Raw genomic sequence first — 13734 nt, 5'->3', positions numbered from 1 at the left:
CGCCGCACGGTACAAGCTCGGGGCTGTCCAAGTGCGGCACTTCGTCCGACACGGTCACCGGCCCCGTTCAACTCGTCCTCGGCAGGCCGTGATCCGGCCTCCTTCCGGGTGCGGGACCTCGCTTTCGTACCCGGAATGAGGAAACCAGCAAGGCACCAGTTCGAGTCACCTCCGCCGCAATGCGCGCCAAGACATTGGCCTGAGCACCTCAGTCGACGGTCGTGATGCCAGTCCGACCACGAGAGGAAGAAAGAGAATGAAACTTCCCATGCGCCGCTCCCTCGGTGTCGCAGCAGTCGCCGTAGCCGCCCTGGCGGCCACGGCCATGCCCGCTACGGCCGCCACGACGTCCACCAACGGAGTGTTGATCAACCGTACGGACTGCAACGAGAACGGCTACCTGGAAATTCACAACAACAGCGGCCGCGACACGCTCTGCTTCGCCAACGCCGGTTCGATTCCGGTCGCCATCTACGGCGTGAACTGGGTCGAGTCGGGGAACAACGTCGTGACCCTTCAGTTCCAGCGAAACCTGAGTGACCCGCGGCTCGAGACCGTCACCCTGCAGCGGTGGAGTTCATGGAACCCGGGCCACGTCCATGAGATCATATCGATCCGGATCCACTGACACCGAAGAGCGGTCGAAGGGCCTTTCGGGCCACCTTCTCGGACGACTTCTTCATGGCGCGATCGGTCGTTGACCGAGGCTTTCCCACCTGTCGAAGCCCTGGTCGGGTTGCGGCATACCGGTTGCATCGCACGGCGAAACTCCTGGTAGATCGTTTCTCGGCCGAGGGCCATCGCTCACCGGGAGTTTCGCCGGTCTGCTGTCCGTATACCGACGGGAGACCGGTTCGCGCCGGCGGCACTTGGCGCAGGACCGACGCATCCGATTCGTCCTGACGTGCTCACGAGACGGTGAGACCCATGTCCGGCCTCCCGACCGAAGCAGACGTCGAAAACACGACCATGAGGGCTCCGGGGCACGGCAATCGCCCCAGAGCCGCCGGGGTGACGGAGAGGTCGTGTCCAGACGCGGGCGAAGATCCAGCCGCGCAGAGCCGCGTGGCTGCTCGACTGGGACCGTTGGGAGCTCCCGGAGGCCGGTGACGGCAACGGGGGCATCGCGAGCGGCGGGCTGTACGCCAGCACGGGCCGGCCGGAGGTTCCACAGTCCTCCGGCCGCGCGCCGACGACCGGAGGACTGTGGAACCGGCTCACCTGGCGCGCAACTTGCGCCACGTGTTCTCCCCGACGATGCCGTCGCTGGTGATACCCCTGGAGCGCTGGAACGCAGCAACTGCGTCGAAGGTGTTGCTTCCGAACACCCCGGCGGCACCCGGCGAGCCGACGCCGTAGCCCTTGTGCGGGAGGAGGCACTGGATCTCCTTGCCCGGTCGCCGACGGCTCCCTGACGGATCACGATGTTCGACGCGCAGCTGTAGTTCGCGGTCCAACCCGCGTAGTTCGTCGACACCCGCCAGATGACGGAACAGGCAGCCGCCGAGGCGGACGACGAGTCTTGCCTCGACTGCCGTACCGGGGCCGGCCAGCACCATTCCCAGTGCGAGGGCGGGGCAGGCGGCTGCTCCGGTGAACGCGCTCCGGAAGCGGGTGGAGGACCGCAGGCTCATGTTTTCTCCTCGCTGGGCGCAGTTCTTTGCGTATCAGGGTGAGTCAGACTGATACGGCGACACTGGCAGGACAAGCGAACAACCACCACAAGCTTCCGTCCGTTCCAGACAGACCGGAGCTGTCCAACAGCCGCCTTGCGGCTACACGAACAGGGCGGAGTGCTCGGCCGCGCGGCCGGTGCGGATGCCTGCGGCGGTGCGTACGACTGGTGGGGCATCGGCGGGGCCGTGACGCCGCCCGCGTCGCAGAGGAGGGCGGTAGGGCGATGAGGTGGTGCGTACGGCCTACGGGAAGAGGAAGTTGACGAGAGTGGTGTCGACGAGCTGGGACACCGGCTTGAGCTGAGCGGACGTGGTGCCCACGCGGTTCTGGAAGACCGCGACGAAGCGTCTGCCGGTGGACCTCTCGTCGATGATCGCCGCTTCCGAGCACACGACCGCTCCCGTGTTCAGCGGCCCCTGCCCGACCTTCGAGAACACCATGTCGAAGTTCACCGTGGTGTCCTGGTCGAGCATGGAATGACGATTCAGCACCGCCTGCCGCAGCAGGGCCAGCATGGCTTCGTCGCCGTCCCCGTCGACAAGCGGGGTGTTCTGGGCACCGGCCAGACTCCGGCCGCCCAGAAAGGCGAACAGACGCGCCATCTGCCGGGCGGACGTCGCCTGCGCCACGGGCCCGGTGTCGTTGACGCACGGAATGCGCCGGGGCGTGAATCCGTTGGCGAAGTCGCCGCACAGCCACATGCCGTCGGCCGTCTCCGGGCTGCCGGTGGCGCTGTCATCGAAAAACCCCGCCGAGGCCGCGGCCTTGGTGAGATAGCCGAAGCCCAGCCCGTGGATCACCGTGCCGGCGGAGGTGTTGCTGCCGTTGGCGATCGCGTCCGACAGCTTGTCGGAGAACGCGGGAGTGAATTCCACGAAGGAATCTGCCCGCACGTCGAAAACGTCGTCCCAGCGCGGAAGCAGGGTGTTTCCCATGTCCACCCCTCGGAGCTGGGCCACCCGTTGCGCGTCGATGAGCGGATCGAACGCGTCGCGCAGCATGGTGATGACGTCGGCCGGAGGCGGTCGCGCGTCGAAGGAATCCACCAGTTCGTTCGTGGCGCGCAGCAGTTCGTGTGCCGCCCACATGGCGGTGGCCTTCAGCAGGCTCGCCGAGTAGTGGACCTCGAGTTCGAGCTGTCCGGTGAAGAAGTGCGGCTCCTGCTGGTTGAGGGCCACGACGACGACCGGCTCGCTGCCGAGCGCCTGCCCGGACGGGGTCTCCTTCGCGTCCTGGAACGCCTTGTCCAGACCGGCGTCCCGCTCCAGCAGGTCGCCCTTGAGATCCGGGAACAGCCCCATGGCCGCCTCCTCAGTGGTGGGGACCGTGCGGCCCTCTGTGCGGGCCTCCGTGGGGACCGTCATGTGGACCGTGGGGCCCGCCGTGGGGACCGTCATGTGGACCGTGGGGCCCGCCGTGGGGACCGTCATGTGGACCGTGGGGCCCACCGTGGGGACCGTCATGTGGACCGTGGGGCCCACCGTGGGGACCGTCATGTGGACCGTGGGGCCCGCCGTGGGGACCGTCGTGCGGCCCGTGTGGCCCGTCGTGCGGCCCGTGTGGCCCGTCGTGAGGCCCGTGCGGGCCAGGGTGCGGGCCGTTGTGGTGCGGTGATTCCACCTCCACCGTGTCCATGTACACGACGCTGCCCTGCGTCCCCGCCTCCGGATCCTCGGGATGGTAGGCGACCGTGACCGCCTCCTCGACGACCAGGAGCCTGCGGGCCGCCCCGCTGTCCGGCCCACCGCCCGCAAGGGGCAGTTGCCCCGTGTAGTCGGAGGCGGAGAGGGAGACGTCGTCGGCGCGCTCGAGTGGGGACGCGCTGTCCTCCAGGGTGAACCAGGCGACGGCGTCGTCGTCGAGTTCCGGATCGCGCTCCTGGAGGAACGCCGTCGCCCTGGCGGGACGCACGCCCGTGTCGGCCCCGCCGGGCACGGTGTAGTTGGGACCGGACAGCCGGACGAGCAGGGGATCCGTGCCGGCCACGGTGAGGATGCGCTCGGGGAGGACCCTCAGGTTGTCCGTGAGCACGATCTGCGACAGATGGTCACCCGGCAGGGAAGCGGGCTGGAAGCGCGTCAACGCCAGCCGGACGAACGGGAAGTAGGCGCCCCCGGTGTCGAGATCGATGTCGCAGAACCAGCGGCCGGCATCCCGGTCGAACCGCGGCTCGTAGCCGACGGCCGTGACCGTGAAGCCGGCGGTGAAGTCCGAGGGCTCCGGCAGGGGGAGGCCCGCCGCGACCGTCGCGGCGCCGGGGAAGGCGGACGCCGTCGGCGCGCTGACGGGCGCCGAGACGTGGATGGGGTCGCGGCCCATCACGCTGATGAAGGGGTACGAGGACTCCGGCGCGTCGCTCCCCTCGTCGCGGACCAGCACCCCGAGCAACTCGCCCTCGCCGGAGGAGAACCACGGCCGCTCCAGATAGACCCGCAGGCCGCCGAGCCGACGGCGGGTGAGCGTGCCGGGCAGGGAACCGGACGCGTCGAAGGACTGGGTCGGCACGACGTCGATCACCTTGGGCGCCGCCGGCTTGGCGCTGCTGAACACCGTGTGCGTGACGTCGACCGGCTGCTCACCCGGCCGGGACAGCAACCGCTGCTCGGGATGGTCCCCGAGATCGGCCGGGAAGCTGTCGGCGAACGGCGTGGTCGCCACCACGTGGTACCGCACCGTCCGGTGCTTCGTATCGCCGAACTCCTGCTTCTGCAAGGTCGGCGGAATGCTGCTGTCGCCGTCGGCGCGCGCCTGCTCTGCCGCCCGGGTGTTGAAGAACAGCGTGCCGCCGGCCAGGACGAAGGGGAGGGAGGCAGGGTCGTCGGGGACGTCGCTCCCCTCGAGCGGCGGCTTCGGCAGCGTCAGCCCGAAGACCGGCGCCGCACGGTCCTGCGGCGTACCGGGCTCCTCCTGCGCCGGGTCGTCGGTCACCTCGGTCCACTCCGCGAACAGATCGATCCGGTCGGTGCTCGCGGGGTCCACGCCGACCGTTCCCGACAGGTGCTCGGCGGTCTCGCCGTGATCACGCCCCGCGAGGTCCGGGATCTCCAGGACGGGCGCCGTCAGGGGGTGCTGCACGGCATGGACCAGAGTGAGCTCGTACCAGGGCGTGAGCATCCAGTGACGGCCGCTCCGGGACGCGTTCATGATGGCGGCGAAGCCGTCGCTGCTGTCGCCCAGCTCGTCGTGGCACCAGCGCAGCATGCCCATGATCCCTTCGTCGACGCGGACCTTGGAGCTGACCCGTACGACGGCCACCGCCGCCTTGGGCAGCGAGACCGTCAGCACGCGGGCGGCCGCGTCGAGAACCGGCGGCCCGGACCCCTCGACGACCCGCAGCCGCAGCGACCGGGGCGTGTGCCACTGCGCACCGGCCCACGGCACCTCGAAGGGCTCGTCCCGCTGGTTCTCGGGCAGGCCCGGCAGCCCGTGGAAGACCACGCCCAGCGACAGCGGATCGGGCAGGTACGGCACCTGGACCGACTCCCCGGTGTGCAGCGCGTAGCCGCCGGGGTGCCCCGGGGTGTCGGGCGCCGCCCGGAAGCCGGGCAGCCCGGGATCGTCGAGACTGCCCGACTCCCGTACGGCGAGCTGGTACACCGCCTGCCGGGTCGTCGAGTTGCCGGAGGCGATCGCGTCGTCGAGCTTGCCGTGGCGTTCGACGCACTCCAGCGACGCCTTCGGAGCCACCAGATGCCGTTCGTCGACGGGCAGGTACGGCGGATGCGTCCCGCCTGCGACCAGCGGGGAGGCGTTGAAGGCGGCGGCGTACGCGGCGGTGGACTGCCCGTCGTCACTGCGGATCACCATCCGGTGCGCGCCGGTTCCCTCCAGGAAGGGGGAGCGCGGCAGCAGCAGGGGGGCCGGGACCGGTTCGTGCCGCCGGAAGGTCGTCCCGCCGACGGGCAGCGCCAGATCGTCCTGGTCCATCCGGTCCGTCGCCTGCTCCACGGTGGGGCCGTTGCCCGCCAGGTCGACGGTGCGGACACGGAGTTCGTACTGAGCACCGAAGCGCAGCCGGGGCAGGCTGCCCGGCTTCGGAGCGGTCTCGATCTGCAGGGGCAGCTTCGTGAATGCCTCGTTGCGGACGGGCTGCGGTCCCGCCGTCGGGTCCGGTGTACCGGGGCCGCCGTTCGGGTCGTAACCGTCGACCATCACATTGCCCGGCAGGGGAGCCGACAGGGCCCAGCCGTTCCAGGTGACCATGTGCTCGTGCACATGGACGCGGCCGTCGGGCCCGTCCGGCTGCATCAGGCCGGTCTGCACGAAACCCTCGTCCGTGACGGGGGGAACGATGGGCGCGGTGCCCGCCTGCGCGCCGGGCGGGTTGTAGTTCACGATGCGTTCGTTCAAGGACCGCCACTTCCCCCGGTCGTTGACGTCGACCCGGTAGCCCCGCACCAGGTCCTCCGAGGTGAACGTGGTCAGGCCGGCATCGTCCCGCTGCCGGTGCTGGTCGGCGGCGTGCAGGAGACCGGACTGGAGGGCCTGTGCGTGGCCGGTGTGGACGAGGGCGAGGCCGGTGGTCCGTACGGTCGGCGGCGCGGCGGGGGCGGGTGAGCCCTCGGGCGGCGCATCGGCGGCGGCGGACGCGGCGAGCAGCTTCAGGTTCGTACCGTCCGTGTCGGTCTGCTCGATGCGGTACGTGTCGGGCCGTTCGACGCCGTCGTCACTCTCGCTGACGGGCAGCGCGAGCAGCCCGCGGGCGGGTGGACCCAGCGGATCGGATCCGGAGGCGGCGGCGCAGAAGTTTCCGTCCTGGTCCAGGACGTACAACGTGGCCGGCGTGTCCGGGACATTGGCGGAGTCCGGGAGCGCCGACGGGACGGTGGGGACGAGCACCAGGCCCAGCCCCCCACGGGTGCGCGGGAGTTGGCCGACCGGCAGGGCCAGGTCGATGACCAGGCCGAGGCGGCGCAGCAGCGCCGGATGGTCGCCGAGGGCGGAGAGCATCTGGTGGAAGTCGGGCTTGGGCTTGTCGGGCCGCGGCGGTGGCTCCGGCAGCTCGCCCGCCCCGGTGGACCCGTCCCGTATCTGCGGATGGAAAGCGAGGAACTGCTCCTGGGCCGAGGAGAGATCCGGCTGTACGTTGCCGGTGGGGTCGTCGGCGGCTCGTGCGTCGGCGTCGTCGAGCTTCCCGGTGACGTTCCGCAGGGTGTCGGGCATGTCCCCGCTCGCGGGGAATCCGGCGAACCCGCTCATGGCCGCGGGGTTCGGCAGCTCGGTCGGCGAGGCGGACGCGATGTCGGCGTAGGCACGGCGGTCCGCTCTGGCCAGGTCCGCCGCCGCATAGGTCACTTTCGCCCGTGGCGCGTAGTCGTCGAAGGCGAAGGAATCCAGCGGGGTGTCCGGGTGGAAGAACCGTTTCCAGAGGTTCGAGTCGGCGGGATTCCCGGTGAGGGTGAGTGGGCCGAACGGCGCACCGGCCGCCGTGCTGCGCCCGGTGCCCTCGTCCACGGTCGCGGTGTCGAGCATGAAGCGGGCGTTCGCCAGGCGCGCCGGCCAGTCGAGGAAGTCCTCGAACGGGGCGAGGGTCGCCCCCTGGCCGTCGCCGTCGACGCTCAGCCGGGGCGCCACGAACACCGAGACCAGGGCCTGGGTCCCGTCGGGCGACAGGCCGGCCGGCAGGACGACCCACTGGATGCGCTGTCCGATCGTCACGAGTGGATTCCCCTTCGTCTCGTTCGTCCCGCGCGGCTCCCGTGGCGCGCCCGGCTCAGGGGGCGAAGGCCAGGCAGTAGGTGTCCCAGTGGCCCGGCTTCACACAGTCGGCGAAGCTCGGGTCGCCCGAGCCGCCGAAGCGGCGCTGCAGTCCGAGGGAGACGGACTTGCTGAAGAACGCCACCTTCACACTGACGGTCAGGGTGCCCTCGCCGTACACTTCCGTACGGTTGCCGGACTTGACGTACGTGAGCTTCAGATAGAACTCCACGGACACGCTGACCAGCCCCAGCACGGACAGATAGCCGCCGCAGCGCAGATACCCGGTGAGCTGCACCGCCTGATCGCTGTACGCGAAGTAGATCCCCGCCATCAGATGGACGCCGCCGCTGGCGACCCCGAGATCGAGCGAGGTGTTGCCGCCGAACTCCAGTGACCCCTCGATGAGCTGGATACCGGCCGGGCTGACCGTCAGCGAGAAGAACCCGCCGCCGCCGAAGATGCCGACGCTCAGGTTGAACGGGTGGAACCGCTCGGCGACCGAGAAGCGGAAGGTGACCACCTGCCGGTCGTCGAACGGGATCCGCAGCTCCGCGCCGAGTGACACGTTGCTCAGACTGAAGACGCCGAACTGCACGGCGGGAACGGCGAGGGTGTATCCCGCCTTGATCCCGCTCTGGTCGACGTCCACGTAGGCGCCCTTGCCGAAGCCGTCCTTCGGCAGCAGTTCCTTGAGCGTGTTGATGAATTCCAGCGCGCTCTTGAAGCCGACCTGCAGACCGGAGGCGTTGAGGACCGGCCGGCTGCCCGGCTTCGTGACGAACTCGATCCGGCCGAAGTCGACGGTCAGGAGGCCGGCGAAGTCCAGGCCGAAGCCGGTCAGTACGCCGCGTACGGTCGACTTCTGCGCGGCGTCCGGCGTGCAGACCGTGGTGGCCTCCAGCGTGAGGGAGGCGTTCTTCAGGTTGATCGCGGCGAAGTCGGCCCCGGGCACCAACGGGGTCCGGCCCTGATGGAGCGCGGGCGTCCACAAGTAGCGCAGTTCCCGGCCGTTCGCCAGTTCGCGGGCCCGCAGGATCGGCACGGGTAGCAGACCCCTCGCCAGCCGGTCGGCGATGATCTCGTCGGCGTGCGGGCCGGTCAGCTGGGCCAGACCGTCGATTCCGGCGGGAGCGACCGGCTCGAGCAGTTTGAACAGGTCGACCGAGCCGAGCAGTTTGGCGTCGCCGAAGATGTGCTGGAGCTGGTCCATGCTGACAGCGGTCGCGGCACCGGCGAAGTCCTGTGGCAGCAGCCCCGCCTTCGCCGTGATCGCCTGGACCACCGAGGACGGCTGCGCGAGACCGCCGGCCTTCTCCGCGGCGAAGCTCACGGCCAGCGGGTCGACCAGGTCGAGGAAGGCGGAGCTGGGACCCGCGGCGGCGAACCCGCCCGCGACGTAATCCCGGCGCAGGGCGACCTGCCGCTCGGCGGGCGAACCGGTGAGCTGCTCCACGGCGTGTACCCGGGCCGTGGCAAGCTGCATCTCCGGCAGTGCGCCCAGCGGATGACCGGACACGGGGGCCATCGTGAAGGTGAGCGACCCGACCGGCATGCTCGTGGCACCGGACTCCACGCCGTCCGGCAGCGGCGTCAGGGCCATGGTCTGGCCCTGGAGCGTGACCCGGCGAAGGTCCTCGGGAGCGGAGCCGTAGATCCCGGCCACGTCCACGCCGGAGACTTCGCTCAGCGTGAAGAACAGCAGCGGCATGGTGAACGTGACGTGGCGCTGCTCGCTGTCGGTGCCGACGACGGTGAAGCGGAACGGCTCACCGGACCCCTCCAGCTCCACCCGGTGGGTGTTGTCGGCGGGGGCGAGCGGTGGAGTGATGGTGTCGGTGATGCGCAACGCCGCGAACGGCATGCTCTGGCCCGCATGGTGATAGTCGACTTCCGCCCCGTACGTCTGCTCGGGCTGCGTGACGGTGATGCGGTCCTCCCCCACCAGGTACGCGACCACCGTGCCGTCCCCTTGGGCCATGAACCTGCGCTTGGCGGTCTTCGTGCGGACCGCCGCGTGGCCCGAGCTCAGGAAGCCGCGTTCGACGACCCGTACGTACTGGTCCCGGCCCAGTTCCGCCTCGTGGTGGTAGCCCTGCAGGGAGATCCCCGGCAGCGGCGCGAAGTCGCCGCTCATCCGGACGCACGCGCCGAGCGGGGTGAGGATGAAGCGTTCGGCGCGCAGCGGCGCACGCCGGAATCCATCGACCGGCAGGCCGTTGAAGACCAGCTCGCCGGCGCTGGTGACCTTGACGAGGTCCCGCAGGTTGTCGTCACTGATGGGGGAACTGATGCGCTGCGGAGTGTCCGTGAAGGCGGCGAATGCCTTGAGCAGCCCCTCGGCTCCGTCCTGTCTCCTCAACGCCGCGCGCCACAGCGGTGCGTGCCCGTCCTTGGACACCGGGCCGTGCGTGAAGGACCATCCGCTGTCCCCCTCGGTCCCCAGCAGGAGGCGGGCGGGGAACTCGATCGCGGTGCGCGGCAGTCCGCCGAAGACGGAGATCTCGCCGTCGTCGGGAGGTATGGACACCGGTACGGAGGTGTTCTGCAGGAGTTCCCAGGCCAGCAGCGCCTCCGAGGCGAGGTCGATGCCGTCCTCGCCGTCCGGGAGCAGCAACGCCAGCCTGCTCGTCCCGGCCGAGACCGCCGGGACCGTCGGCGGGAAGGCATCGCGCACGTCCGACTCGCCGACGTGCTGCGGCGGAAGCCCGAAGAGCAGCACCGCCGGTTCGTCCGCGTTCTCGCGCACCAGCCGGGAGCCGTCGCGTTCGAGGTTGATCACCGAAACATGCAGCAGGAGCATGTCCTCGACCCGCAGAATGGTGAACGGATCGGCAGCCATCGCGGCACCGCCCTCTGTCGGCCGTCCCTTCTCCTCAGTGTGTCAAACGGGTGAGGTGTACGCACTTTTTGCCGCCTTCGTCGGGGCGGGCTCGGTCATGCGCCGTCTTCCATTTCCCGAACCCCGTAGGCAGGTCCCGCCACGGGGTGCCGGGTGCCAGTCCGCCGGCGGGAGAATGCCGTTGACGACTGCGCGGTGATCCCGCCGCCGGCCGCCCCGCCGTACCTCCTTCGGAAGGCGCGGCTCCGGCCGAGCCCACTCCGCGTCCGTGAGATCACCCCGCCCCGGGAGGGTGCTCCCGGTCCCGCGCGGTCAGAAGTGGGTGCCGCCGTCGATGCGGATCTCGGTCCCGGTGATGAACCGGCCGTCCTGGGAGGCGAGCATCGCCACCACGGACGCCACCGTCTCGGGGCCCGCGAAGCCCTGGCCGAGGGCGGGGGAGAGCTTGGCGAACAGGCGCATGTCCGCGTCGGCGGGCAGCCCCGGCCCGCTGCTCTGCCGGCTCGCACCGCTGCCGTCGGTCATGCCGCTGGAGATGGAACCGGGCTGCACGGCGGTGAAGCGGATGCCGCGGGACGCGTACTCGGCGGCGAGCGCGTGCGTCATCGACTGGATGCCGCCCTTGCTCGCCGCGTACGCCGCCATGTAGGGGTGGGCGAACTCGGCCGAGGTGGAGCTGAAGTTGACGACCGCCGCGTCCTGCCCGGCCAGCAGCGCCGGTACCGCCTCGCGGATCACCAGGAAGGTGCCGACGAGGTTCACCCGCAGGACGCGGGTGAAGTCGTCGAGGCTCGTCCGGTCGGTGTGCGAGGAGCGCAGGATGCCGGCGGCGTTGACGAGCACGTCGAGACCGCCGAGCGAGGCGGTCGCGGCGGCGACGCCCGCGCGTACGGAGTCCTCGTCGGCGACGTCCACGACCAGGGTCGTGAGGCGGTCCGCGTACGCGGCGGCCTTCTCCGCGGTGTCCCGCAGGCCCTGCTCGCTCACGTCCGCGGCCACCACGCTGCCGCCCTCGGCGAGGATGCGGAGCACGGTGGCCTGGCCGATCCCGGACCCGCCTCCGGTGACGAGCGCGCGGCGGCCTTCGTAGCGGTTCATGTGTCTCTCCTGCCCGTCCCACCGGGTCGCGGCGGGATTGTGCGGCGCCGGTTCCCTTGCCGTCCGGCGTTCCGATGTCCTTCACGTTACGACTAAGTGGCACGTTTTGCCACCTGGGCATCGTGTGCCAGCGGTGGCGTGCGGGCCGTACCCTTCTGGGGTGAGCACGAAGCCGCCCCCCTCTCTGACCGAGCGCCGCAAGGCCGCGACCCAGCTCGACATCGCCCACGCGGCGGCCGGGCTGTTCGCCGCACAGGGCCCGCACGCCACCACCGCCGAGGAGATCGCCCGGGACGCGGGCGTGGCGCTGCGGACCTTCTACCGCTACTTCCGGTCCAAGCAGGACGCGGTGAGCCCCCTCCTCGCCGACGGGGCCGACCGGTGGCGGGCGCTGCTGGAGGCGACGGAGCCCGGCACCGGCCTGTTCCGGGCCCTGGAGGCGGCGGTGGAGCGGTCGCTGGCGGCGCCGGACGAGGAGGCGGCGGAGGCGCTGCTGCGGACCCGGGGGCTGCTGCGGGCGGCGGCCGACGACCCCGCCCTGCGCGCGGTCTGGTACCGGGTGAACCAGGACTCCGAGGAGCGGCTCGTCCCGGTCGTCACCCGGCTCGCGGCCGGACGGCTGGAGGCGCTGCAGGCGCGTCTCGTCGCGGCGGCGGCCACGGACGCCATCCGCATCGCGCTGGAGACCTGGGCCGGCACCGACGCCGACGTCACCGGCGAGGGGTCCCCGGCGGCCCTCGCGCTGCGGTGCCTGCGTCAACTGCTCGGCGGGATGGACGCGTTGGCCGCGTCGGACGGCGGGAACCGGTAGCGTCCCGCGCCCGTCCCCGCCCGCCGGCCGGACAGGCGGGCCCGCCCGCCCGGACCGGGGGCGATGTCAGTGGGTGCCCCTACGGTGAGGAGCAGTTCAGGACCCGCGGGCACGGCCGTGGGTCCGTCCGGGGAGGGGTCTGCCATGTCCACGGCGTCCGCGATGTCGACGACGTATCTGGAGCTGTCGCAGGAGGGCGGCGGCGCCCACAAGTTCTACGAGGTGTCCGTGCACGGCCCGGTGGTGACGGTGCGTTACGGCAGGATCGGCGCGCCCGGGCAGACGCAGACGACGTCGTTCTCGACCGAGGAGAAGGCGCGGGCCGCCGCCGCGAAGAAGGTGGGCGAGAAGGTCCGCAAGGGGTACGCCCCGGCCGTCCCGGGCGGCCGTGCGCCGCGCTCCGTGACCCGCCGCCAGGTCAGCTCCGCCCCCTCCACCGCCCGCGCCGTGGCGCCGGTGCTGTGGCGGTTCCGCACCGGCTCCGCCGCGTTCGGCGTCCACGTCGACGACGAGCGCTGCTGGGTGGGCAACCAGGCCGGCGACGTCTACACCCTGGACCACGAGGGCGCCGTGCTGGCCCGCTTCAGCCTGCCGGACGGGGTGAAGTGCCTGGTCGCCGACGACTTCTGGATCTACGCCGGCTGCGACGACGGCAAGGTCTACGACCTCTCCTCCAAACTCCCCTTCGCCGCCTACGACATCGCGGCCGACGTCGACATCTTCTGGCTGGACATCCACGAGGGCGTGCTGGACGTCTCCGACCGCGAGGGCCGCCTCACGGTCATCGACCACGAGGACGAGCACCAGTGGTCCCGCCGCAGCCAGGGCGAGCACGCCTGGATGGTCCGCGCCGACGACCGGGCCGTCTACCACGGCCACCAGCGGGGCGTCACCGCCTACGCGCCCGACGGCGGCGGCGAGCTGTGGCACACCCCCACCAAGGGCGGCGTGCTGTTCGGCTGGCAGGAGCGGGACGCGGTGTACGCGGGCACCGCGCACAACGCGGTCCAGCGGCTGTCGAAGCACACGGGTGTCATCGAGGCGACGTACGCGTGCGACGGCGCGGTGTACTCGTGCGCCACCTCGCCCGGCGGCCGGTTCGTCTTCGCCGGTGACGCGGCCTCCTCCGTCTACTGCTTCGACCGGGACGGCAGGCGGCTGTGGAAGCTCGGCACCGGCAGCGGCTCGGCCCTGTCGATGCAGTACCGGGACGAGCGGCTGTACCTCGTCACCACCGACGGCTCACTGGTGTGCGTCGACGCGAGCGAGGCGGCCGTCGCCGCGGCACAGCAGGGCACGGTGCCGGTGGCGCGGGACGTCAAGCTGGCCGCCGCGCTGCCGACGTACGCTCCGGCCACGGCGGTGGCCGCGGTGGCCACGGTCGCGCAGGCGCCCGCCGGGGCGGTGGTGGTGGAGTGCCTGCAGGAGGGTGGCCGGCTGCGGGTGCACGTGCTCTCGGACGGCTACGACACCTCCTGGAACGTCCAGTTCCCGCGCGCGATACGCGAGCCCGGCGCCCGGTACGTCGTCGACGCCCTGCACCCCGCGGCGGGCGGCTTCTACCGCGTCCGCGGCGACATCCGCCGCCTGCTGTGACGCGGCCCGTCCC

8 protein-coding genes and 1 pseudogene are annotated in these 13734 nt (G+C 71.1%); 3 read left to right on the top strand and 6 right to left on the bottom strand.

Going from position 1 to position 13734, the window contains the following annotated elements:
• The first annotated feature begins 256 nt into the window (after positions 1–256).
• Positions 257–628, top strand: coding sequence for a beta/gamma crystallin domain-containing protein (locus ACZ4K2_RS21520; RefSeq protein ID WP_467475572.1), 372 nt, complete (start codon positions 257–259; stop codon positions 626–628).
• Between the two features lie 589 nt (positions 629–1217).
• On the opposite strand, the gene ACZ4K2_RS21515 is transcribed toward ACZ4K2_RS21520, so the two are convergent.
• The 6 genes and pseudogenes from ACZ4K2_RS21515 to ACZ4K2_RS21490 form a co-directional block, all read right to left on the bottom strand.
• Positions 1218–1634, bottom strand: coding sequence for a peptidoglycan-binding domain-containing protein (locus tag ACZ4K2_RS21515; protein ID WP_467475571.1), 417 nt, complete (start codon positions 1632–1634; stop codon positions 1218–1220).
• A 285-nt stretch (positions 1635–1919) separates the two neighbouring features.
• Positions 1920–2978, bottom strand: coding sequence for a hypothetical protein (locus ACZ4K2_RS21510; protein WP_467475570.1), 1059 nt, complete (start codon positions 2976–2978; stop codon positions 1920–1922).
• A 10-nt stretch (positions 2979–2988) separates the two neighbouring features.
• Entirely contained in the window at positions 2989–7335 is a 4347-nt protein-coding gene (locus ACZ4K2_RS21505; protein WP_467475569.1) for a hypothetical protein, read from the bottom strand.
• A gap of 55 nt (positions 7336–7390) precedes the next feature.
• Complete coding sequence (locus tag ACZ4K2_RS21500) at positions 7391–10216, bottom strand: hypothetical protein (RefSeq protein WP_467475568.1); 2826 nt, start codon at positions 10214–10216, stop codon at positions 7391–7393.
• 85 nt (positions 10217–10301) lie between these two features.
• Positions 10302–10501, bottom strand: a pseudogene (locus ACZ4K2_RS21495) (transposase); the annotation flags it as partial.
• Positions 10502–10528: 27 nt separating this feature from the next.
• Positions 10529–11314: an SDR family NAD(P)-dependent oxidoreductase gene (locus ACZ4K2_RS21490; RefSeq protein WP_467475567.1), complete on the bottom strand. Its 786-nt coding sequence runs from the start codon at positions 11312–11314 to the stop codon at positions 10529–10531.
• Between the two features lie 160 nt (positions 11315–11474).
• Between ACZ4K2_RS21490 and ACZ4K2_RS21485 the strand changes: the two genes are divergently transcribed.
• Together ACZ4K2_RS21485 and ACZ4K2_RS21480 are read left to right on the top strand one after the other, a co-directional pair.
• Positions 11475–12125, top strand: coding sequence for a TetR/AcrR family transcriptional regulator (locus tag ACZ4K2_RS21485; protein WP_467475566.1), 651 nt, complete (start codon positions 11475–11477; stop codon positions 12123–12125).
• 162 nt (positions 12126–12287) lie between these two features.
• A complete protein-coding gene (locus ACZ4K2_RS21480; RefSeq protein ID WP_467475639.1) occupies positions 12288–13721 on the top strand; it encodes a WGR domain-containing protein in 1434 nt (477 codons plus the stop codon).
• Positions 13722–13734: the final 13 nt, after the last annotated feature.

Source organism: Streptomyces sp. NPDC025833 (assembly GCF_055558055.1).
This window is presented reverse-complemented; position numbering and strand designations above follow the sequence as displayed.

Bases quoted from the DNA above. Each gene is read 5' to 3' on its own strand.
- ACZ4K2_RS21490 (WP_467475567.1), bottom strand. From the start codon at position 11,314: ATGAACCGCTACGAAGGCCGCCGCGCGCTCGTCACCGGAGGCGGGTCC.
- ACZ4K2_RS21500 (WP_467475568.1), bottom strand. From the start codon at position 10,216: ATGGCTGCCGATCCGTTCACCATTCTGCGGGTCGAGGACATGCTCCTG.
- ACZ4K2_RS21480 (WP_467475639.1), top strand. From the start codon at position 12,288: ATGTCGACGACGTATCTGGAGCTGTCGCAGGAGGGCGGCGGCGCCCAC.
- ACZ4K2_RS21510 (WP_467475570.1), bottom strand. From the start codon at position 2,978: ATGGGGCTGTTCCCGGATCTCAAGGGCGACCTGCTGGAGCGGGACGCC.
- ACZ4K2_RS21520 (WP_467475572.1), top strand. From the start codon at position 257: ATGAAACTTCCCATGCGCCGCTCCCTCGGTGTCGCAGCAGTCGCCGTA.
- ACZ4K2_RS21515 (WP_467475571.1), bottom strand. From the start codon at position 1,634: ATGAGCCTGCGGTCCTCCACCCGCTTCCGGAGCGCGTTCACCGGAGCA.